The sequence below is a fragment of the Kingella kingae ATCC 23330 genome (assembly GCF_900111845.1).
In the GTDB taxonomy this organism is placed as follows: Bacteria; Pseudomonadota; Gammaproteobacteria; order Burkholderiales; family Neisseriaceae; genus Kingella; species Kingella kingae.
In genome coordinates this window covers 1-22887 of record NZ_FOJK01000007.1, presented here as the reverse complement: position 1 = coordinate 22887, position 22887 = coordinate 1, and the positions used below count along the sequence as shown (strand labels likewise).

Sequence of the window (22887 nt, the reverse complement as noted above, 5' to 3'; positions counted from 1 at the left end):
ACATCAACCCAATCACAACAATAAAATCAACCAAACAAAGGACAAATCATGACAAACCTAACTCGCAGACGTTTAATGCAGGCTGCTACGCTATCGGGTGCAGCCGTGGCAATGGGCGCGTTGAATGCGTGCAGCCAACAATCGGCACAATCTGCACCAGCTGCCAGCGCAGCAACAGGCGAATCGGCAACAGGACACAGCCAGCAAAGCTATCCCTGCTATGGCACGCACCAAGCAGGCATTGTTGAACCGCACCAAAATTTTGGCATTGTGTGCGCGTTTGATTTAACCGCGCAAAATGTATCGCAATTGAGCAATTATTTCCGTGCCTTAACCGCGCGTATTGAATTTTTGACGCAAGGTGGCGAATTGCAAGACGGCGACAAAAGTTTGCCACCAGCAGGCAGCGGCATTTTGGGCAAAGTCGTGCCACCAGATGGCTTGACGATAACGGTTTCGGTTGGCGCAAGTTTGTTTGACCAACGCTTTGGATTGGGCGATAAAAAGCCCAAGCATTTACAAGAAATGCGCGATTTTCCCAACGACAAATTGCAGGCTGCTTGGTGCGATGGCGACATCAGCATTCAATTTTGCGCGTTTTCGCCCGAAACGTGTCAAAACGCCCTGCGCGACATCATCAAAAACACATCGGCGTTTGCCGTGCCGCGTTGGAGCATAGACGGCTTTTTACCCAAAACCGAACCCGACACCGCCGCGCGAAATTTGTTTGGATTTAGAGACGGCACAGCCAATCCCAATATCAGTGACCCCCAAATTGCCGATTCGGTTTTGTGGACAGGCGTGGCAGAAAACAGCTTGGACGAACCAGCGTGGACAAAAAACGGCAGCTATCAAGCCATTCGCCTGATTCGCCATTTTGTAGAATTTTGGGACAGAACGCCGCTGCAAGAGCAAGAAGCGATTTTTGGGCGCGATAAATATTCGGGCGCACCGTTGGGTATGCAACACGAACACGACACGCCCAATTATGCCAGTGACCCAAACGGCGACGTTGTGCCAAAAGACAGCCATATGCGCCTTGCCAATCCGCGCGATGCCGAATTTTTGAAGCGACATCAACTCTATCGCCGACCGTTTGATTACTCGCGCGGTTTGGCAAAAAATGGGCAGCTAGATGTCGGCTTGGTGTTCATTTGCTATCAAGCCAATTTGGCAGACGGCTTTTTGTTTGTGCAAAATTTGTTGAACCTAGAACCACTGGAAGAATACATTAGCCCATTTGGTGGTGGCTATTTCTTCACGTTGGCAGGCGTGCAAAAAGGCGAATTTTTGGCGCAGAATTTGTTGAGTTAAGATAAAAGTGCAGGCTGCTTTTGTATGATTTCAAAAGCAGCCTGCACTTTAATATTTACCAATTATTTTGTCAATGTCGCAACGATTTTCGCCACAATGTCATTCACGCTAATCGCTTGTGATTCTGTATCACGGCGTTGCGCGTATTCCACATTGCCTTCTTTTAACGCGCGGTCGCCAATCACAACACGGTGCGGAATGCCCAACAATTCGCTGTCATTCAACAACACACCAGCGCGTTCATCGCGGTCGTCCAACAATACATCCACACCCGCCGCTTGCAATTGGGCGTAAATCTTGTCCGCCGCCGCTTTCACATCGTCCGATTTTTTGTAATTCATCGGCACAATCACAACCGTGAATGGCGACATCGCATCCGTCCAAATAATGCCGCGTTCATCATTGTTTTGCTCAATCGCCGCCGCCACAATGCGCGTAACGCCAATGCCGTAGCAGCCCATTTCCATGATTTGCGATTTGCCGTTGTTGTCCAAAAACGTCGCGTTCATCGCTTTGGAATATTTGTCGCGCAACTGGAAAACGTGTCCCACTTCAATGCCACGCGCCAATTTCAGGCTGCCTGAACCGCAAGGGCTTGGATCGCCTTCTACCACGTTGCGTAAGTCCACAAATTCAGGTTCTGCCGCATCGCGCCCGAAATTGAAACCTGTGTAGTGGTAGTCGTCCACGTTTGCACCGATGACCCAATCCGCACCTTTTTCCGTCGCGAAATCCGCATACACTTTCCCTTTGAAACCCACTGGACCCAAAGAACCGCCATTCGCACCAAACGCTGCCAAAATCGCGTCCGCGCTTGCCATTGTCAAAGGCGATTTCACGCCCGCCAATTTTTCCGCTTTGATGTCGTTAAATTCATGGTCGCCACGCAACAACAACAGCACTAATTCACCGTCTTCTTCGCCTTCAACCACGATAGATTTCAAAGTCGTTTCAACTGGCACATTCAAGAATTTCACTAATTCATCAATGGTTTTTGTGTTGGGCGTGTGAATTTTCGTCAATTCATTTTGCGCGGCGGCACGGCTGCCTGAAAGCGGCAAAGTTTGCGCCAATTCCACGTTCGCTGCGTAATCCGATCTGTCGCTGTACGCAATCACATCTTCGCCGCTTTCCGCCAACACTTGAAATTCATGCGAACCCGTGCCGCCGATGCTGCCTGTATCCGCCGCAACAGGACGGAAATTCAATCCTAAACGATTGAAAACACGGCAATAAGCGTCATACATATTTTGATACGTTTCTTTCAGCGAATCAAAATCCGCGTGGAATGAATAGGCATCTTTCATCACAAATTCACGCGCACGCATTACGCCAAAACGTGGACGGCGTTCATCGCGGAATTTGGTGTTGATGTGATAGAAATTTTTTGGTAACTGTTTGTATGAATTGACTTCTTTGCGGACGATGTCGGTAATCATCTCTTCGCAAGTTGGGCTGAAACAGAATGGATTTTCGTGACGGTCGGTAATGCGTAACAATTCATCGCCATAAAAATCCCAACGTCCGCTTTCTTTCCATAAATCAGCAGGTTGAACAACAGGCATAAGCAATTCAATCGCGCCTGCGCGGTTCATTTCTTCGCGCACAATCGCTTCCACTTTTCGCAACACGCGCAAACCCATTGGCATCCATGTGTACAAACCTGACGCGTTGGCTTTAATTAAACCTGCGCGGAGCATGAGCTTATGGCTGGCTAAACTGGCTTCGGCTGGGGCTTCTTTTAATGTTGAAATAAAAAATTGACTGGCTTTCATAATTCGGTTTCCGTAGCGGTTTTAAGTGCAGGCTGCCTGCACCGTCAAAAGCGCGAATTGTAACAAGGATTTGAACAGACGAAAAACAAAAAAAACAACACTTCCTAACCATTGTTAAGGCAATTTATCAAGCAGCCTGCACATTACATCAAAAATAAAACCATATAAATTCAACGTTTTAATATGAAATTATTTTTGTCAATGCCAGTTTTGCCTAAAAAAAAGGCAGCTTTGATTGAGTCTTTATGCATAAAGAAATTTTAAATTTTCATCAGTATTCTGACAAAAGTTATCCACAGATGCTGTGGGCAATTTTTGGCTGAATAGCCTAATTCTGTTATGATGTAACCTAGTACACATCACAAATAAGGGAAAAACAATGACCATTTCAAACTCATGGCGCGACATCTTCGGCAATCTGTTTGCCCGCGAACAATTCGCCGCTAATCTATTGGAAAGCAGCTTCAAGCAGCCTGCAGGTTGGATAGAATTGCTCATCGCTATCTCTTTAATGGTTGTAGCATTCATTGCCGCAGAACGCATCATCAACACCAATCAAAAAATCAAGCAAATATCTTCGCACCTGATTCGCCATGCAACCAAACGCATTTTGTTTCCCGTTGTAATGCTGATATTGGGTATTGCAGGACAAATTGTGTGGCAAGTATTGGGCTATCCAAGTTTATGGTTGCGCTTTTTGGTGCTGGCAGCCAACTGGATGATTGTGATTCGTTTGCTGCTGGCATTGTTGCACGCCGCCTTGCCACGCAATCAATGGATTGATTCGATTGAACGCACTGCAGCAGGCACGTTGTGGGTGTGCTTCTTGCTGTGGGTGTCGGGCATTGACGACATTATTTTGAATTGGATGCGCGAGTTGGAATTCACCATCGGCAAAAGCAAAATCAGCTTGTTTACCTTGCTCACAGGCTTGTTGTGGGTGGGCGTAGTATTGTTGTTGATGACATGGTTTGCGCGTTGGCTCAACGGCAAGCTCATGCAAAGCAATTTGGACATCAATTTGCGAATTGTATTATCCAAAGTGATTTCTACCGTTGCCATTGTGTTGTCGGTACTCATCGCCCTGCCCTTGGTTGGCATCGACTTAACCATTTTGTCGGTATTTGGTGGTGCGTTGGGGGTGGGCTTGGGTTTTGGTTTACAAAAAATCGCCAGCAATTATGTGTCGGGCTTTATTATTTTGGCAGACCGCTCCATTCGCCCAGGCGACCGTTTAACCGTAAACAATTTCACAGGCTATGTAACCGAAATCACTTCGCGTTTTGTGGTACTACGCAGCGCAGGCGGACAAGAAGCCTTAATCCCCAACGAAACGTTTGTGACCAGCACCGTGATTAATGAATCGTACACAGGCAAGGCGTTGTATCAAAGTTTGGATATTCAAGTGGCGTATCACACCGATTTAACGCTGGCATTACGCATTTTACAAGAAGCCGCCGCCGCACAAGAACGTGTGGATAGCGAATCCAAGCCCAATGCGTTTTTGACCAATTTTGGCGAAAACGGCATCGATTTGCGTGTCGGCTTTTGGGTAAAAGACCCAGAAAACGGCTTTTTGGGCTTGTATTCCGCCATTTTGATGACGATTTGGCAGCGATTTAACGAAGAGGGCATCGAGTTCCCATTCCCACAACGCGAAGTCCGCATCTTGCCAGAAGAACAAGCGCCCAGCGATATGGCGTTGCTCAAAGCCAAAATGCACGCCGCCAGCCAAGACACGCGCTCCAACGAACCCGAACAGGACGACGAATAATGAACAAGCAGCCTGCACCCAAACGTCCCGTTTCTGTTTTGGTTTTGCTACACGATGGCGCAGACCACGTTTTGCTGCTCGAACGCATCGACCACGCTGGATTTTGGCAATCGGTAACGGGCAGCTTGGAAAACGATGAAACCCCTGTGCAGGCTGCTTTGCGCGAAGTTGCCGAAGAAACAGGCATCGTGCTAGACCCAAGCAGCCTGCACGATTGGCAACATTGCGTTGAATACGAAATTTTTGAACATTGGCGACATCGTTACGCAGCAGGCGTAACGCACAACACCGAGCATTGGTTTTCTTCACAAATTCAACGCGATACGCCCATTCTATTGAGCGAACACACGGCTTACACATGGCAGCCTGCATTGGTTGCCGCCGCGCAGGTTTTTTCACCGTCCAACCGCGACATCATCGAACAATGGCATCGGCAACAAAATATGGTAAAAAACCTAGCCTAATCGCAACGATATCTTTAAAATACCCACTTTTTTTGCGGTCAAACCGAGACGTGAGTTTTAAGTATGAAAAATCGAATCAAGAATATCCATTTTGTTGGTATTGGCGGTGCAGGCATGTGCGGCATTGCCGAAGTTTTGCACAACTTGGGCTTCCATGTTTCGGGTTCTGACCAAAGCCAAAGCGCGGTAACACGTCATTTGAGCCAACTGGGCGTGCGTGTGTTTCCTGGTCATACCGCCGAACACATTGACGGCGCAGAAGTGGTGGTTACGTCCACCGCCATCGCCCACGAAAACCCCGAAGTGCAGGCTGCTTTGGCACAACACATTCCTGTGATTCCACGCGCGATGATGTTGGCAGAACTCATGCGCCTAAAAGACGGCATTGCCATTGCAGGTACGCACGGTAAAACCACCACCACCAGCTTAACCGCGTCTATTTTGGGCGCAGCAGGGCTTGACCCGACTTTTGTGATTGGTGGCAAACTAACCGCCGCAGGCACAAACGCCAAACTAGGCAAAGGCGAATATTTGGTTGCCGAAGCCGATGAAAGCGATGCGTCTTTCTTGTATTTGTCGCCTGTGATCACCGTGATTACCAATATTGACGAAGACCACATGGACACCTATGGTCAAGACGTGAACCGTTTGCACCAAGCGTTTATTGATTTTGTCCACCGTATGCCGTTTTATGGCAAAGCGTTTTTGTGTATAGACAGCGAGCACGTTCGCACCATTTTGTCCAAAATCAAAAAACCATTCGCCACCTATGCGATTGACAACGACCAAGCTGATATTTACGCCACTAACGTGCAAACCAATGGCGCACAAATGCAGTTTACCGTCAATTTCCGCCACGAAAGCAGCCTGCAATCGTTTGATGTAACGCTCAATCTTCCAGGTCGCCACAATGTGTTGAACGCGCTGGCAAGTATTGGCGTTGCGCTGGAATGCAAAGCCCCAGTTGCTGCCATTCAACAAGGTTTGGCGAACTTTGCAGGCGTAGGTCGCCGCTTCCAGAGCTATGGCGAAATCGCGCTGCCACAAGGCGGCAAAGCGTTGGTTATTGACGACTACGGTCATCACCCCGTTGAAATGGCAGCCACCATTGCCGCCACGCGCGGTGCATATCCCAACAACCGCTTGGTATTGGCATTTCAGCCACATCGCTACACACGCACCAAAGATTTGTTCTATCAATTTGTTGATGTGCTATCCACCGCCGACCGCGTGGTGCTAACCGAAGTGTATGCCGCTGGCGAAGCACCGATTCCCGATGCCAACGCCCATTCGCTTGCCAACGCCGTGCGCGCTCGTGGCTTGGTTGAGCCAATTTATTGCGCCGACATCAATGCCTTGCCCAGCATCTTGTTAAGCGTACTCAAAGACGGCGATGTGGTGCTGACCATGGGCGCAGGCAGTATCAACCGAACCGCGCAGGCTTTGGTCGATACAACAGCACAAGCGTAATTCAATCAACAAAAATATTAAAAAGCAGCCTGCATTTTCTGTTTATCCAAAAGTGCAGGCTGCTTGTAAGAAAGCAGCAAATGAACCAATTTGGCAAAGTCGCCGTCTTAATGGGCGGATTTTCATCAGAACGCGAAATTTCCTTGATTAGCGGACAAGCGATTGTGGACGCACTACGCAGCAAAGGCGTGGACGCGCACCCGTTTGACCCCGCACAAACCGAGTTAGCCAAACTCAAAAAACAAGGCTTTGACATCGCCTTCAATATTTTGCACGGCACTTATGGCGAAGATGGCACGGTGCAAGGCGCGTTGGAAGCCTTGGGCGTTCCTTACACAGGCTGTGGCGTATTGGCATCGGCGTTGGGCATGGACAAATATCGCTGCAAATTGATTTGGTCGGCATTGGGTTTGCCGATTCCGCCGTTTGTGGTGCTACACGACAACAGCCACTTTGCCGAAGTGGAACAACAACTGGGCTTGCCTCTGTTCATCAAGCCAGCCGCAGAAGGCAGCAGCGTGGGCGTGGTTAAGGTCAAACAAGCTGGCGATTTGGCAACCGAATACGCCAAATTGCGCGACATGGGCTTACATGGCGTGATTTTGGCAGAACAATTTATGTCGGGCGGCGAATACACTTGCGGCGTATTCAATCGTCAAGCCTTGCCCACCATTCGCATTATTCCGCAAACCGAGTTTTACGACTACGAAGCCAAATATTTGCGCGATGACACGGTTTATTTGTGTCCGTCCGATTTAAATGCCGATGACGAAGCGCGTATGCAACACCTTGCCCAACAAGCCTTTGAAGCGATTGGCGGCGGCAACAGCTTGGGACGCATTGATTTTCTGAAAGACAGTGTAGGCTGCTTGTATATTTTGGAAGCCAATACACTACCTGGCATGACCAGCCACAGCCTAATCCCCAAATCCGCCAAACAAATTGGTATTGATTTTGCTGACTTGTGTATCGCGATTTTGAATAATGCCAAGCAGCCTGCATAAGAAAGTCATAATGTGAAGTTTTTGAAATATGCCATTTATTTATCCTATTTGCTGATTTTGTGGGCAATCGGAACGTATATTGTGCAGCACCCATATTTTCAAATTGCCAATATCAGCATTGTGAATCAGCAAGGTTCGTGGACAAACGCCAATCAAACACAAGTTTTTCAAGCAGTTTTGCCTCATTTAACTGGCAGTTTTTTTAATATCAATGTGCAGGCTGCTCAAAAAGCGGCTTTGCAAGTGCCGTGGGTAGCGCATGCCAAAGTCAATCGCGTATCGCCGTCCACCATTGAAGTACAAATAGAAGAATACCAAGTCGCCGCGCGTTGGTTGAATCAAGGTTATCGTGCAGGTTTGGTCACACCAGCAGGGCAGATTTTTCAGGCAGAAACCGAACAGAAAATCGTAGAATTGGACAGCCCCCCTGCCGAACTGCCCAATATGCTGCACCAATATATGTTGATTAATGCGCAGCTCAAACCTTTGCGCCTAGAAGTAGAGCGTTTAAAATACGATGAACGCGGCGCATGGACATTGCGCCTAAACAATGGCGTAGAAGTGCGATTGGGCAAAGACCAAGTCCATAGCCGCATCAACCGTTTTACACAATATTGGGTGCGCGATTTAAACACATTAGCCCCCTATTTGGATTATGTGGATATGCGTTATCCCGATGCGTTTTCTATTCGCTTGAATGAAGATGCACCCAAAGAAATGAACCCCGTCGCCGCTATGACATCAGGTGACCCAGCAAAAACGATTAATTGATACTGGAACGAATATGAATGAAAATAAACAATACGTTTGTGCGCTAGATATTGGAACTTCAAAAGTCATTGCCCTTATTGGCGAAGTAGTGGACGACGAAATCAATATTGTTGGCATGGCAGAAGCGGAATCACGCGGTTTAAAAGCAGGCATGGTAACCAATATTGACGCCACCGCCCAATCCATTCAGCAAGCGATGAATGAAGCCGAACGCATGGCAGGCTGCAAAATCCGCAGCGTTACCACAGGCATCACAGGTAATCACATTCGCAGCCTAAACTCGCAAGGCGTAGTCAAAATCAAAGACGGCGAAGTAAGCAAAGCCGATATTGACCGCGCCAAAGACACCGCCAAAGCCGTGAACATTCCGCCCGACCACCAAATTTTACATACTGTGGTGCAGGAATACATTATTGACAACCAACCAGGTGTACGCGAGCCGATTGGCATGAGTGGCGTGCGCTTGGATACGCGCGTTCACATCATCACAGGTGCAGTAACCGCATTGCAAAATATCCAAAAATGCATTAAACGCTGCGATTTGGAAGTCGATGCCATTATGCTGCAACCTTTGGTGTCTGCCGATGCCGTTTTGACCGAAGACGAAAAAGAATTGGGCGTTTGTGTGATTGATATTGGCGGCGGCACAACCGATATTTCGGTTTATACCAATGGCGCGATTCGCCATACTGCCGTTATTCCGATTGCAGGCGATTCCATTACTCGCGATTTAGCCCAAGCATTACGTACACCATACAACGCTGCCGAGCGCATCAAAATTTATCACGGCGCGGCATTGGAAGATTTGGACGGCTTGGACGAAATGGTGGAAGTGCCAAGCGTGGGCGACCGTTTGCCGCGTCAAATTGCACGCAGCACCTTGGCAAGCGTGATTGGCCCGCGCGTAGAAGAAATTTTGGAGTTGAGCTTAAACGAATTGCGCCGCGCAGGTTTCCCAGAAGAAGTGCTGACATCGGGCATTGTTTTAACAGGCGGCGCATCGCTGCTGCGTGGTGTGGTAGAATTAACCGAAGACGTATTCAATTTGCCTGCACGTGTGGGTGTGCCTTATGATTCAGGACATTTGTCCGAGCGCATTCGCAATCCACGCTATGCCACCGCAATGGGCTTATTGCAGGCTGCCAAACAACGCGCCAAGTTAAGCGGTAGCAGCGCAGGCTTGGCAGTTACGCGAAACCAAAAGCATACCGATTCATCAAACGAATCTGCTTATGCAGACGAAGAAATCGAGCAAAACGATTCATTGCATCTCCCCGAATTGGATTTGCCCGAACCGCACCCACGCAAAGCCAATATTTTTAGCAAAGCACTTAAATGGATGCGTGAAAATTTATGATATAGTGAAGTGAAATTGAAATGGTATTCCTTGTGTGCTGTTTGTACACGGCAGGCGTTGTCGCCTTGTCCCATTTTTATTTTACTTCACTATAAACTGTATCGAATAAACATTCCGAATACAGATTTCCCAACTTGAATGCAGGCAGCCTGCACTTTTTCATTTCATTTGATTTTAACGACACGTTAGCCCACTAGCGTGAGGAGCCTTATTTATGACAAACCCCGCGTATCAATTTCCTGAAACAACCACAGGTCCTGCCGTAATTAAAGTAATTGGCGTTGGCGGTGGCGGTTGCAATGCCATCAACAATATGATTGAAAACCCGATTCGCGGCGTTGAATACATTAGTGCCAACACCGATGCACAATCGCTGCACAACAACCAAGCAGCAACCAAAATTCAACTGGGCGCAAGTTTGACACGCGGTTTAGGCGCAGGCGCAAACCCAGAAGTGGGACGTGATGCCGCTTTGGAAGACCGCGAAGCCATTTCAACAGCAATTAGCGGCGCAGATATGTTGTTCATTACCACAGGTATGGGCGGCGGCACAGGCACAGGCGCAGCCCCTGTGATTGCCGAAATCGCCAAAGAAATGGGCATTTTGACCGTTGCCGTGGTAACTCGTCCATTTAAACACGAAGGTAAACGCGGTCAAGTTGCTCAGCAAGGCATTGAATTGTTAAAACAACAAGTGGATTCGTTGATTGTTGTTCCAAACGATAAATTGTTGTCAGCATTGGGCAAAGGCGTAACCGTTAAAGAAGCGTTCCGCGCTGCCAATAATGTGTTGCGTAATGGCGTGGCGGGTATTTCCGAAATCGTAACTTGCCCAGGTTTAATCAACTTGGACTTTGCCGATGTCAAAAACATGATGAGTATCACAGGCATGGCGATGATGGGCATTGGCGAATCCAAAGGTAGCGACCGTGCGCGAATCGCCGTAGAGCAAGCGATTTCTAGCCCATTATTGGACGATGTGAGCCTGAGCGGTGCACGTGGCGTGTTGGTAAACATTACGACTGCGCCCGATTGTTTTATCTTGGACGAGTACGAAGAAATCATGGCAGTAGTGAGCGATTATGCTGCGCCTGATGCTGAACTAAAATTCGGTACGGCAGAAGACGAATCTATGGCGGAAGATGCCATTCGCATTACCATTATCGCGACTGGTTTGAAAGATAACGACACTCTGCCAAGCTATACTCGCCCTGCTGCAACGACTTCTAATGTACGTTCTTCTTATGCCGAACCACAAGCGTTTAATAGCGGTGTAGAGACTTTGGTTCGCTCTGGACGTGAAGCGCGTAGCATGAACTTGGTGGCAGCCGATTTTGCCAGCCAATCTGTGATTGATGATTTTGAAACGCCTGCCGTATTGCGTCGTCAAAATCGCGGAGATTAAACATTAAAAGCAGCCTGCACATGGATTTATTTTTGTGCAGGCTGCTTTTTCAATAGCAAAAAGGAAATCGTATGTTAAATCAACAAAATACTTTGGTTTTGGTTATTGATATCCAAGAACGCTTGTTGCCAGCTTTGCACCAAGCCGATGCGTTTGTGGCGGCGTGTAAAAAATTCATCACTGCCAGTACGCACTTATCACTCCCCATTATTTTGACCGAGCAATATCCCAAAGGCTTGGGCAAAACCGTTGCTGATATTACGGCGTTGTTCCCCGATGTGACTACGTTTGAAAAAACACAATTTTCAGCATACACCGCAGAAGTGCAGGCTGCTTTGGCAGCTCATTCAACGCAAAACATGATTTTGCTGGGCTGTGAAACACATATTTGTGTTTTGCAAACCGCACTGGATTTGCGTCAAAATGGGCTAAATATTTGGATTCCGCAAGAATGCGTTACATCGCGCACCGATGCCAATAAACAAAATGGTTTACAGCAAATGCGTGATGCAGGCATCGTGGTCAGCAATGTAGAATCTTTGCTATTTCAATTACTGCGCGATGCCAAGCATCCGCAATTTAAGACAATTTCCAAACTAATCGTCTAATCAAAAGCAGCCTGCACTTTAAATCATCAAAAAGTGCAGGCTGCTTTTGCCTATTTCGTCTTACTACGCGCCCCGTCCTGCCAACACACGCTCCACCGTATCCACAATCGCTTGGGTTTGCGCGTCAATTTCCACATTGATTTTATCGCCCACTTTGCGACTGCCAAACAAGGTGCGCTGCAAGGTTTCGGGAATCAAATGCACATTAAATTCCGTGTCCGTTACCGTACCAATTGTCAGGCTGCAACCGTCCAAACCAACAAAACCCTTGCTCAAAATATACGGCTTAATCGCATCGGGCAGCACAAACCAAACGGTGCGATTGTGTTCGCTGTCGTCTATGCGCGTAATCTCGGTCTGCGTGATGATGTGTCCGCTCATCACATGACCGCCAATTTCATCGCCAAATCGCGCCGCGCGTTCCAAATTGACCCAATCACCCACCGCTAAATCGCCCAAATTGGTCAGCGACAAGGTTTCTGCCATCAAATCAAAATCCACTTCGTTGCCGCGAATGTGCGTAATCGTTAAGCAGCAGCCGTTGTGGGCAACCGATGCGCCCTGCTGCAATGCACCTCTCATTTCATCGGGCAAGACAACGGTATGGGTGCGAAAATCGGGTGCAGGCTGCTTGATTGCCACCAGCTTGCCCATACCCTGCACAATTCCTGTAAACATGGTTATTCCTTATTTTTTTGATTGGATTGCAACAGCCATTGCCATTGCTTTTTCAGCGTGTCCGACACGGCTTGTTGCTTCTCTTGTGGCGTTTTTAAGCCCGATGTCATTTGTTGATAATTCAGGCTGATTTCAGGCTCGTCCAGCTTACCGCGAATGTGCAACGGCAACGGTGTTTGACTGCCCTCGCCCACAATCAACAAATCTTCATCAAGCTGATTTTGTTGGAAATGGTATTCGCCCTGCCCTTGCACCGTTGCCGCTGGACGCAACAAAGTCGCTTGGCTTTGGTGTTTACTCACGCCCTGCTCAATTTTCGTGTGCAGTTGAAAATGCGAAAACGGCGTTTTGGGCGTTTCGTTGTTCGCTAAAAGTTGCGGCTCGCCCGATATTTTTTTCGCCAACTGGGAAAAATTAATGCCCTGCCATTCGCCATCTTGAATATCCAGTTGCAGGCTGCCCGAAAAATTGGGCAACCAATCGCGATAATGCAGTCCTTGTCCGCGCAACGACAAATCCACATTGCCCTTGCCCGAAAAACGGCTGTACTGGAACAAATCTTGCAACAGCGGCTGCACTTCAATATTTTGCGCAGATTGATTCAGCTCCCATTCCATTGGCTGACGGTTCAAAATGTGCAGGCTGCCTGCGCTTTTGCCGTTGTACACATCGGCACTCATCGGGTCAATCGCCACGCGCTCCGCATCGGCTTGCACCGTGCTGCGAATATTGTTCACACTCGCGCCGTCCAATTCCAAATCGTCCAAATTCACTTGCACATTCAACGAGATATTGTCCTGCAACCAATCAGGATAACGCCAATCGCCCAGCTGCCATTCTTTGTCGGGATTCAAATACTGGCGCAACTGCAATTTCGCCAAATTCACGCTGCCCTGCACATTGGCATCGTTGCGCTGCAACACCCAACTGGCTGGCTGACGGTCAAACAAACCCTGCGCCTGCGCCTGCCAATGTTTGGGCGATTGAATGTGCAGGCTGCCTTCCCATTCGCTCACAAATCGCGGTTTGCTTGGATTTTCCTGCAAAGTCATCAACTTAAACTTGGGAAACGACCAGCCAGATGCCCTATTCCAATCCATATCGCTATATGCCGTCAGCGTTATCGGCTCTTGTTGCAGGCTGCTTGCGTTTAAATTCAAGTTCAACTCTTGGCTACGCGCACGCTGCTCCGACCAATCCAATTGCGCCCATTTGAGCGTGGCTTGATAACGCCATTCGTCTGGGTTTGCCGACAACACCATCGCGCCATTTTTGGATTCCCATTCGCCATTTTGTTGATGTAGTAACTGCTCAATCGTTGTATTGATGTGCGTTTGATAGTGCTTGCTATCCAACATAATCCGATTTTGTTTTGCCAGCAATTTTTCCTGCTGCACCTGCACCGCCGAATGCAGCGTACCCACAAAATCGTAGCCACGCTCTTTGCCCGAAAATTGCGCCGCTAAATCGGGCAACAACAAGCCATCGGGCGTGATTTGCAGTTTGCCAGCAGCCTGCACATTAAAAGCGTCCCAAAACAGTGCAGGAATATTGGCGTTTAAATGATAGCGATGCGTGTCGCCATCGGGCATTAACTGCAAAGAAATGTCTTGCAACGTCCAATCTTGATTGTAGTAATGCACGCCCAGTTGGCTGCGTTCCACCAAAATGCGGTTAAAACTCGGCAACGGCGCATCGCCCTGTTTGGCTTGCATCAACGCCGACACATTCCATTTGCCTTGATTGGTGCGATACAACTTGCCCTGCGCTTGGTCTAATACCAGTTTTTCCACCACCACATCGCCCCACAAACTTTGCCACGCAATGCCGATTTTCATCTCGGCAACGGTTAAATCGGGCGCATTTTGCTGATTGGCGCGAAGCTGAACATTTCGTAAAACAATCGTCGGACGCGGAAACAAATGCCGACCAATATCTGCATCAAAAGACACGGAATAACCCGTGCCTTGCAAAACAGTTGCCGCACGTTGGTTGAGCGTATGCACATCGGACACGCGATAAAGCGTGGCATACGCGCCAACGTATGCCAACACCAACGCCAATACCGTGTAAGACAGCAAGGCAACCCATCGGGGTGCGTGTTTCAAAAAAGTTTGCATAGTCAAGTAAAAAATAAAAACAAGGCGCAAATTGTAGCAAAATAATCACAGCTTGAAAAAGGTTTATTACAATAAAAAGCAGCCTGCACTTTATATTCAATCCAAGTGCAGGCTGCTTTTTTAATTATCAATCAACGCACGCGCTTCCAGGTTTGCGTTCTGCCCAACAACGAAACGCCCACAAATCCACGCACTTTCAAGGTGTTACCACCATCAGTAATCGTGGCTTTGGAGCTGTATGTTTTGCCCGATTTGGGGTCAAAAATCTTGCCATTGTTGTAACCACCATTGCCGTCATCGCGCAAACCAGATACCACTTGCAAACCAATCAGCGAACGTTTATTGCTGCACGCGGGACAAACGTTTTCCACATTGGGCGCAAGCGACACAATCGTGCCATTATACACATCACCAGCGCGCGAAATCTGCACCACCGCTTTGGGCTGACCACTTTTGTCATCCACCGTTTGCCATTTGCCTTCAATGCTATCAGCGTGTGCCAAGCTCATACAGGCGGTTAAAACGGTTGCCAAAAATACATTCTTTGTCATGTTGAGCCTTTCGTCTAAATCAAAAAAAACGTATTGTGCAATCGCTCTAATCAAAATGCAAGTTACTTTTTACTATCGCGCAACATCAAACCAGCCATGCGTAACACAATGCACTCGGCGGTGGCATCTTTGCTCATTTCGGGCAACTCGGTTTCGCGCTCATCGTCTAGCAACGTGATTTGATTGGTCGGCTTGCCCATTGCCTGCGACACATCGTTGGCAACCAACAGCGGAATGCCTTTGCGTTTGCGTTTGGCGCGGGCGTTGTCCAACACGTTTTCGCTCTCGGCGGCAAAACCCACACAAAACGGCGCGTTTTCGCTTTTGGCGACTTGCTGCAAAATGTCGGTGTTTTCTGCCAGCTTAATCACAGGCGGTTTGCCAGACTGGTCTTTTTTGATTTTTTGTGCCGATTGATTGCTCACGCGATAATCTGCCACCGCTGCCACCGCAATAAACGCATCGGCATTGGGCAAGTGTTCTAACACAGCATCGTACATGGCTTTTGCGCTAATCGCTTCTTGCGTATGCGCCATGCCAACAGGCAAAGCAGCCTGCATTTTGCCGTGAATCAATACCACGTTTGCCCCTGCACGGCGACAGGCTCGCGCCAAGGCAACGCCCATTTGTCCGCTAGAAATATTGGTAATGCCACGCACAGGGTCAATCGCTTCATAAGTCGCGCCCACCGTGATGACGATTTTTTTGTGCAACAAGGGTTTAGGCGACCAAAAATCGGGCAGCAAATCGGCAATTTCCGCTGCTTCCAACATACGCCCTACTCCCACTTCGCCACAGGCTTGCTCGCCATGTGCAGGCTGCATGATGTGTACGCCGTCTGCTTGCAACTGTTTGATATTGCGTAGATTAGCTGGGTTTTGCCACATTTCCACGTTCATGGCAGGCGCAAGCACCAAAGGGCAATTTCGCGCTGCTACCATTTCGGTGATGATGTTGTCGGCAATGCCATGCGCGATTTTGGCAATCGTGTTTGCCGATGCAGGCGCAATCAGCATGATGTCGGCAGCGCGAGTGGCGTTGATATGCGCCATGCCGTTGCCTGCACCGCCTTGTGCCGTGAGAATAGGATTGCCACTCAACGCCTGAAAAGTTTGTGGCGTAACAAAAGTGCAGGCTGCTTCGGACATGGCAACGGTCACTTCATGCTCTTGTTTTTTTAGCAAACGCACCAATTCGCACGATTTGTATGCGGCGATAGAGCCTGTAATCGCCAATAAAATGTGTTTAGACATTCTGGTTTTCCTTAAACGTGCGCGGTAAACGCATCGCTATAAAACGCTTGTTCGGGCAACTTTGCCTGCGCCACCAATGCCGCTTTGCTGTCGCGCACCATATCGGGCGAACCGCAAGCATAGACTTCATGCGCCGACAAATCGGGATAATCGCGCAAAACGTGTTCGGTGATATAGCCTGTTGCGCCCGTCCAGTCATCGTTTGGGCGCGACAAAACAGGCGTGTATTTGGCGTTGGGCAACTGCGCCAACACTTCGCACAAGGCGGCTTCATCGTACAAACCGTTGGCAAAGCGCGTGCCGTGGTAAACATGAACGTGGCGCGTATTTTGTGTTTGCGCCAAATGCGTCAAAATAGATTTAATCGGCGCGAATCCTGTGCCTGTTGCCAACAAAATCAGCGGTTTATCGCCACTTTCTTCATTGAGATAAAACGAACCGAGCGGCCCGCGTAAACGAATAATAGAACCGCTTTTTAAGTTGCCCGAAAAAAGCTGTGGCGAAAACAAACCACCTTCATGCAGGCGAACGTGAAACTCCAACGAACCCGATTGGCTGGGCGCGTTAGCAATGGAATAGCTGCGGCTGCCATCTTTGAGCAAAATTTCCATGTATTGCCCTGCGTAAAACTGAAATGGCGGGGCTTTGGGCAAGGCAATCGTTAGCACGGCAACGTCATTGCGCAAATCTACTTGACCAATTCGCGCAGGCAACGTGCGAATGGCAATGGCTTTTGCGCCTGCGTAAGACGGCATATCAATCGCCACATCGCCTTGTGCTTGCGAGCAGCACAGCAGAATTGTGCCTGCTTCGCGCTGCTCTGCGCTCAATACATAGTCATCATATTCATCGCTTTGTTGGACTTCACCCGACAGCAACACCGCCGCGCAACTGCCACACACGCCACTTTGGCAAGAGTGCGGCAAATTGATGCCGTTGCGAATGGCGGCAGACAAAATGGTTTCGTTGTCGTGGGCGGTGAACTGGGTTTGGCTGGGAGATACGGTTATTTGGGACATGGTTTGGTTGGTTGGATAATAGAAAAAATAAAAGCCGCATTATTATATAGTGAAATCAATAATGCAGGCTGCTTGGAAAATTTAAGCAGCCTGCATTCATGTCTTTTACAAAACAAAAGGAATAAATCGGTATTTTACACGTTGTTTATATTCACGATATTGCTCATTTTGGCACAAAACATTTTCTTCATAAATCATGCGCAGGAATTGCAACAAATACAAACACAGCAAAACGGTTACATTCCATAATGAAAAATTATTTAATAAAAAACCCATATGAGTAACAAAGTAACCAAAATAAATCGGATGTCTAATTAATTTATAAGGACCAGTATCCACTACTGTTCTGCACGCTGGCAACAAACCAAAACTACGACCTAAATAAATTTTGGCATAGATTTGCCAAACTAATCCTGCAATGGCAATGCCAGCCGTTACACTGTCAGGAATAATCTGGATATTTGTCTCCGAATCCAGAGAAATGAAAAAGAAATAAAAACTCGCCAAAATGGTAGCCAAACATGGAATAGGGTTGAAATCACGTGTATTGGTTGGTTTGGCAATAATAACTAATGTAATCGTTAAAATTTCTCCTGCAAGCATAATCAAACTGGTTATGCTGTGCGTGGCTTGATAATTAAGCCAAATATTATGGGCAAAATAGGTAATTCCCGATGCTGCCATGATTTTCATGGCTAATTCTAAAATGATTTGTTTTAAAGACATATTCAAAAACATGGTTAATCCTGTTTATATGGTAAATAAGAATTTTTAAGCAATTTGTGTGCCTGTTGGCAAATACACATCAAATCGCGTGGATTTGCCCGTGTATTGGTATGCAGGCTGCTTGTTGCACAAAAAATCGCCCAAACGCGGACGCTTGACCACCACGCGCTTTTTTGCCACCGCACAAGCAGCCTGCAATAATTCGGCATCGTTTTGTGCTTCGGACAAGCCCACCAATTCGTGAAAATACGCCATTTCTTTTTTGACGGCGGCGGACTTTTGTCGCTCGGGATACATCGGGTCTAAATACACCACATCGGGCTTGCCTTGTGCGATTTGGGTGGCAAATTGTTGCGCTGCATTATCGTGTATCAACGTGATACGCGACACAATCGGCGCAAGTGCAGGCTGCTTTTGAGCACGATGCAAGCCGTCTGCCAACAGCGCAAACACGGCTGGATTTTGCTCAAACGTGCAAACGTGCAAACCCAAACTTGCCAACACAAAACTATCGCGCCCCAAACCGCCAGTTGCGTCCCACACCACAGGTTGCGTGGTGTGGTTTACCGCTTTGGCAATCAGCTCGCCACCGCCTTTGGTGCGGCGATATTCGGCTGCCCCTGCTGCAAAATCCACTTGTACCACGCCTTTTTCGCCTGCTTTACACAAGCTCAAACCGCGTTCATCGTAGCGCAAAAACACGCCTTGTGCAGGCTGCTTTTGCAAGGGCTGCGTGGGCAATAATGCCAGTAAAAAATCGGGCAAATCGGCGCAATCGGTGTAAACAAAAAAAGCAGCCTGCATTATTTATCTTCCGCAAAAGGGTCTATTCTGCGCGGACGTTTGACCAAAATCCGCACCGCGCCATCGTTGCCTTTGTGTGGCTCGCAATACGCCAACACATCGGGGTGCGCCATAAGCCAGCGACGTGTCAGCGATTTGAGTACGGGCGTATAACCGCGTGAACCCAAGCCGCTGCCATGCACGATTTCGCCACACACGCCGCGTTGTTTCACAAATTCTATAAATTCGTTTAACACTTGTTGCGCTTCGTCTTGCGTGTAGCCGTGCAAATCCACATCGGCAACCACGTCATAATGCCTATTTTGCAGGCGTTTGATGTCGTTGCTGCCTTGTCCGTTTTTACTGAACGTGCTGGGAATGTCCATTGGCACACCGCCATCCCCCACAAAAAACAGATTGTCTTGTTCCAGTTCTGTGTTTTTGGGACGCGGTTTAATCGGCGATTTGTCTTTGGGCGGAATGTATTGATTGGGCGATTTAATCGGCTGCACGTCTTTCATTAAATCGGCAAAATTCACATCGGCTTGCTCGGCAGCGCGTTTTTTGGCTTCCGCTTCGGCAGCTTCACGCGCTTTGGTTTGCGCTTTGGCTTGCTGATGCAGCGTTTTGAGCTGGTCTTGGAAATTCATGTGCGTTACTTTTTCAACAATATCACACCACTTTCAATGTGGTGCGTAAACGGAAATTGGTCAAACAAGGCAGCAGATTGCAGTGTGTGCGTTTGCGTGAGCGTGGCTAAATTGGCGCACAGCGTATCGGGGTTGCACGATACATAAATAATGCGGTCAAACTGCGCCACCAATTTGAGCATTTCGTCATCCACGCCTGCGCGGGGCGGATCAATAAAAATGGTAGAAAAATCGTAATCTGCCAATTCAATGCCGTTTTGTTTCAAGCGCGTGAACTCGCGTCCGCCAGCAAATGCGGCAGAAAACTCTTCGGCAGACAAACGCGCAATGCGGATATTGTCGGCGCGGTTGGCTGCGATGTTCCATTGCGCCGCCGCTACCGATGTTTTGGAGACTTCGGTTGCCAACACGCGGTTGAAATGGCGCGATAAAGGCAAGGTAAAATTGCCGTTGCCGCAATACAATTCCAGCAAATCGCCGCCTGCGCCTTGTGCTTGTTCGCACGCCCATTCCAGCATTTTTTCGCAGACTTGGGCGTTGGGCTGCGTGAAGCCGCCTTCTAGTTGGCGATATTGAAAGGTTTCGCCGTGTACGTTTAATCGTTCGGTAACAAAATCTTGTTGCAGCACGATTTTTTGCCCACGACTGCGCCCAATTATCCACACGCCCAATTCTTGTTGCAAAGTGCAGGCTGCTTGTTGCCATTCATCGTCTAGTTTTTTGTGATAAATCAGCGTAATCAACATTTCACCGCTTAATGTTGCCAAAAATTCGCATTGATACAAGCGCGTTTTGAGTACCGAGCAGCCTGCAATGCGTTGCAATAACACAGGCATCAGCGCGTTGATGCTGCTGTACGCGGCTGGAAATTGCTGCAATTTAATCAAACTGGCAGACGATGCTTTGCTGCCTGCTTGAAACATGGCATACGAAATTTCCTCGCCCTCGTGCCAAATGCGAAATTCGGCGCGCATTCGATAGCCTTGTTCGGCAGACGGAACAATGTGCAGGCTGCTTGCGCCAAACGGAGCAAGTTGCGCGTGTAGGCGTTCGGTTTTTTCTTGTAATTGAGTTAAATAGGGCATGATGTTTGCTTATCAACAAAAGGGCGCATTATATCGCAAGCTAATCTCTCTCGGTTATAATGTCACCCATTTTGAATGTTTGCGAAACTTCGTAGGGTGGGTGCTTGCACTCACGCATTTTTAGATTATTTAGATAATTTAAATCATTAGTCAAAATTTCAAACTGTGTGGGTGCAAGCACCCACCCTACGGTTATCTTAAAATTCCCACCTTACCAACACAAGGAAACCCCATGACAACCCCAGAACAAGACGCAGGCATGATTGCCTATCAAAACCAAGACTACGCCACCGCGTTGGCAGAATGGACAAAACTTGCCGAGCAAGACCACCCACAAGCCTGCCACAACATCGCTATTTTGTATGAAAACGGCGAAGGCGTAGAACAAAGTGCCGAAATGGCGCAACAATGGTGCGAAAAATCCGCCAAACTGGGCAACGCGCCAGCACAAACCCATTTGGGCTACTTGCTGATGCACGCTCAACAATCCGAACAAGCCGTGCAATGGTGGCTACAAGCCGCCCAAGCTGGCGATGCCGATGCCCAATACTTTTTGGGACAGGCATACCACAATGGCGACGGCGTAGCCCAAGACGACGATGAAGCCGCCGACTGGTTTGAAGCCGCCGCCCTACAAAACCACGCAGGCGCACAATTCAATTTAGGCGTGTTGTATGCCAACGGACAACGCTTTGCCCACGCCCGCCACTGGTGGCAAAAAGCCGCCGATTTGGGCGATGCCAACGCGCAGGCTGCTTTGCGACAACTCAACGAAATGGGTGTGTAAACATGGCAAACTTGCAACCTTACTCGCGCCCTACTTGCCGTGAACGCGCCAAAATCGCGTTTCACTATTTATTGCCACAACTGGCTGTTACCCGATGTGCAGGCTGGTTTGCCGACAAACAATGGGGCAAAATCACGCATTTTGTGATTCAACAATTTGCCAACGCCTATCAAATAAACTGGCAAGAAGCAAAAAAATCCCAAGCCAGCGATTTTGCCACGTTTAACGAATTTTTTACGCGCGAACTCAAAGACGGCGCACGTCCTATTGTAGAAAGCAACCTGCAACTTTGCTTGCCAGCAGACGGCAAAGTCAGCGAAAGCGGCGACATTGACCGCGACCGTCTGTTGCAAGCCAAAGGACACAGCTTCACTTTGAGCGACTTGTTGGCAGGCGACAACGAACTTGCCGCGCAATTTGAAAACGGCGTATTTTTAACCACTTACCTATCGCCCAAAGACTATCATCGCGTACACATGCCCTGCGCTGGCACGTTGCAAAAAATGATTTATGTGTCGGGCGAATTGTTTTCCGTCAATCCCTTTTTAGCGCAACACATCCCCAATTTATTCGCCCGCAACGAGCGCGTGATTTGCGTGTTTGATACCGACATTGGCACAATGGTACAAATCTTGGTGGGCGCAACCGTAACCGCCAGCATGACTACCGTTTGGCACGGCACAGTCAATCCGCCACGCGAAAACGGCGTGCGCGTATGGGAATACCCAGCCGATGGCGAGCAAGCCATACACTTGGAAAAAGGCGCGGAAATGGGCGCGTTCCGTTTGGGTTCAACGGTTGTGAATTTGTTTATGCACAACACCGTGAAGCTGGATAGCCGCTTGGTGGCAGGTGCGCCAACCAAAATGGGCGAAAGTTTGGGCGATTTGATTGCGACTTGATTGGGTTAGATAAAAAAGCAGCCTGCACTCTTTGATAAACAAAAGTGCAGGCTGCTTTTTTATAGTGGATTAAATTTAGATTAGGACAGGGCGACAACGACTGCCGTGTACAGCTAGTACATAAGGGAGTTGGCAACGCTGTACTAATCTAAATTTAATTCACTATAAGAACCTGTATTCACAAAAAACTATTTGATAAATTTTAATATTTGTGAAATATACCCTAGGGGCTATTGACAATTCAAAAAAAAGAGGCAAAGGATTTAAGATATTGTTTCCACACAACCATCCTAAACCTTTGCCATGTCCCGAAACACGCTTACAAATGAAACATGGTCAAGACTGTTACCTATTTTGAAACAGCTTGGCATTTATCGCAAGAAAAATTTAC

Annotated in this window: 21 protein-coding genes and 1 pseudogene; 12 read left to right on the top strand and 10 right to left on the bottom strand. The window is 48.2% G+C overall.

The genetic code is table 11. The features are described from left to right. Positions 1–48 precede the first annotated feature (48 nt). Positions 49–1314 carry an iron uptake transporter deferrochelatase/peroxidase subunit gene (gene efeB / locus BQ5809_RS02675; RefSeq protein WP_032827611.1) on the top strand — a complete coding sequence of 422 codons (1266 nt, stop codon included), beginning with the start codon at positions 49–51 and terminating at the stop codon, positions 1312–1314. A gap of 62 nt (positions 1315–1376) precedes the next feature. On the opposite strand, the gene BQ5809_RS02670 is transcribed toward efeB, so the two are convergent. Beyond that, the gene (locus BQ5809_RS02670) at positions 1377–3089 is read right to left on the bottom strand and encodes a proline--tRNA ligase (RefSeq protein ID WP_003785710.1); all 1713 of its coding nucleotides are present in this window, start codon (positions 3087–3089) and stop codon (positions 1377–1379) included. 379 nt (positions 3090–3468) lie between these two features. Here BQ5809_RS02670 and BQ5809_RS02665 point away from each other — a divergent pair, with 379 nt between their 5' ends. The 8 genes from BQ5809_RS02665 (at position 3469) to BQ5809_RS02630 (ending at position 11942) form a co-directional block, all read left to right on the top strand. Continuing rightward, on the top strand, positions 3469–4863 hold the full coding sequence (locus BQ5809_RS02665; protein ID WP_003785709.1) for a mechanosensitive ion channel family protein: 1395 nt from the start codon (positions 3469–3471) through the stop codon (positions 4861–4863). Continuing rightward, the gene (gene nudB / locus BQ5809_RS02660) at positions 4863–5327 is read left to right on the top strand and encodes a dihydroneopterin triphosphate diphosphatase (RefSeq protein ID WP_003785708.1); all 465 of its coding nucleotides are present in this window, start codon (positions 4863–4865) and stop codon (positions 5325–5327) included. The genes BQ5809_RS02665 and nudB overlap by 1 nt, the downstream gene beginning before the upstream one ends. Positions 5328–5390: 63 nt before the next feature. Then, positions 5391–6797 (top strand): UDP-N-acetylmuramate--L-alanine ligase, encoded by a 1407-nt coding sequence (gene murC / locus BQ5809_RS02655; RefSeq protein ID WP_003785707.1) that lies wholly within the window; start codon positions 5391–5393, stop codon positions 6795–6797. An 80-nt stretch (positions 6798–6877) separates the two neighbouring features. Then, positions 6878–7801, top strand: coding sequence for a D-alanine--D-alanine ligase (locus tag BQ5809_RS02650; RefSeq protein ID WP_003785706.1), 924 nt, complete (start codon positions 6878–6880; stop codon positions 7799–7801). A 12-nt stretch (positions 7802–7813) separates the two neighbouring features. Beyond that, positions 7814–8572 carry a cell division protein FtsQ/DivIB gene (locus tag BQ5809_RS02645; protein WP_003785705.1) on the top strand — a complete coding sequence of 253 codons (759 nt, stop codon included), beginning with the start codon at positions 7814–7816 and terminating at the stop codon, positions 8570–8572. Positions 8573–8585: 13 nt separating this feature from the next. After that, positions 8586–9929 carry a cell division protein FtsA gene (ftsA, locus tag BQ5809_RS02640; RefSeq protein ID WP_003785704.1) on the top strand — a complete coding sequence of 448 codons (1344 nt, stop codon included), beginning with the start codon at positions 8586–8588 and terminating at the stop codon, positions 9927–9929. A 214-nt stretch (positions 9930–10143) separates the two neighbouring features. Next, positions 10144–11334 (top strand): cell division protein FtsZ, encoded by a 1191-nt coding sequence (gene ftsZ / locus BQ5809_RS02635; RefSeq protein ID WP_003785703.1) that lies wholly within the window; start codon positions 10144–10146, stop codon positions 11332–11334. A gap of 71 nt (positions 11335–11405) precedes the next feature. Beyond that, the gene (locus BQ5809_RS02630) at positions 11406–11942 is read left to right on the top strand and encodes an isochorismatase family protein (RefSeq protein WP_003785702.1); all 537 of its coding nucleotides are present in this window, start codon (positions 11406–11408) and stop codon (positions 11940–11942) included. 63 nt (positions 11943–12005) lie between these two features. Here the strand turns inward: BQ5809_RS02630 and BQ5809_RS02625 are convergent, their stop codons facing one another. The 9 genes from BQ5809_RS02625 to trmA form a co-directional block, all read right to left on the bottom strand. Further along, positions 12006–12620 (bottom strand): riboflavin synthase, encoded by a 615-nt coding sequence (locus BQ5809_RS02625; RefSeq protein WP_003785701.1) that lies wholly within the window; start codon positions 12618–12620, stop codon positions 12006–12008. A 2-nt stretch (positions 12621–12622) separates the two neighbouring features. After that, the gene (locus BQ5809_RS02620) at positions 12623–14728 is read right to left on the bottom strand and encodes an AsmA family protein (protein WP_230478901.1); all 2106 of its coding nucleotides are present in this window, start codon (positions 14726–14728) and stop codon (positions 12623–12625) included. A gap of 143 nt (positions 14729–14871) precedes the next feature. Then, the gene (locus tag BQ5809_RS02615) at positions 14872–15291 is read right to left on the bottom strand and encodes a DUF2147 domain-containing protein (RefSeq protein ID WP_003789697.1); all 420 of its coding nucleotides are present in this window, start codon (positions 15289–15291) and stop codon (positions 14872–14874) included. A 62-nt stretch (positions 15292–15353) separates the two neighbouring features. Then, positions 15354–16544 carry a bifunctional phosphopantothenoylcysteine decarboxylase/phosphopantothenate--cysteine ligase CoaBC gene (gene coaBC / locus BQ5809_RS02610; protein ID WP_003785698.1) on the bottom strand — a complete coding sequence of 397 codons (1191 nt, stop codon included), beginning with the start codon at positions 16542–16544 and terminating at the stop codon, positions 15354–15356. 11 nt (positions 16545–16555) lie between these two features. Next, complete coding sequence (locus BQ5809_RS02605) at positions 16556–17563, bottom strand: 2Fe-2S iron-sulfur cluster-binding protein (protein ID WP_003785696.1); 1008 nt, start codon at positions 17561–17563, stop codon at positions 16556–16558. 105 nt (positions 17564–17668) lie between these two features. Next, positions 17669–18301: a methyltransferase family protein gene (locus BQ5809_RS02600; RefSeq protein WP_003785694.1), complete on the bottom strand. Its 633-nt coding sequence runs from the start codon at positions 18299–18301 to the stop codon at positions 17669–17671. A 33-nt stretch (positions 18302–18334) separates the two neighbouring features. Further along, positions 18335–19093, bottom strand: a complete 759-nt coding sequence (locus BQ5809_RS02595; RefSeq protein ID WP_003785691.1) for a class I SAM-dependent methyltransferase — start codon at positions 19091–19093, stop codon at positions 18335–18337. After that, the gene (locus BQ5809_RS02590; protein WP_003785690.1) at positions 19093–19722 is read right to left on the bottom strand and encodes a Smr/MutS family protein; all 630 of its coding nucleotides are present in this window, start codon (positions 19720–19722) and stop codon (positions 19093–19095) included. The genes BQ5809_RS02595 and BQ5809_RS02590 overlap by 1 nt, the downstream gene beginning before the upstream one ends. Before the next feature lie 5 nt (positions 19723–19727). Beyond that, complete coding sequence (gene trmA, locus BQ5809_RS02585) at positions 19728–20807, bottom strand: tRNA (uridine(54)-C5)-methyltransferase TrmA (protein ID WP_003785689.1); 1080 nt, start codon at positions 20805–20807, stop codon at positions 19728–19730. Between the two features lie 232 nt (positions 20808–21039). On the opposite strand from trmA, the gene BQ5809_RS02580 reads away from it, so the two are divergent. The 3 genes and pseudogenes from BQ5809_RS02580 to BQ5809_RS10680 form a co-directional block, all read left to right on the top strand. Further along, positions 21040–21594: a tetratricopeptide repeat protein gene (locus BQ5809_RS02580; protein ID WP_003785688.1), complete on the top strand. Its 555-nt coding sequence runs from the start codon at positions 21040–21042 to the stop codon at positions 21592–21594. 2 nt (positions 21595–21596) lie between these two features. After that, positions 21597–22496: an archaetidylserine decarboxylase gene (gene asd / locus BQ5809_RS02575; protein ID WP_003785687.1), complete on the top strand. Its 900-nt coding sequence runs from the start codon at positions 21597–21599 to the stop codon at positions 22494–22496. A 303-nt stretch (positions 22497–22799) separates the two neighbouring features. Continuing rightward, positions 22800–22887 (top strand): annotated as a pseudogene (locus BQ5809_RS10680) (IS5/IS1182 family transposase); the annotation flags it as partial.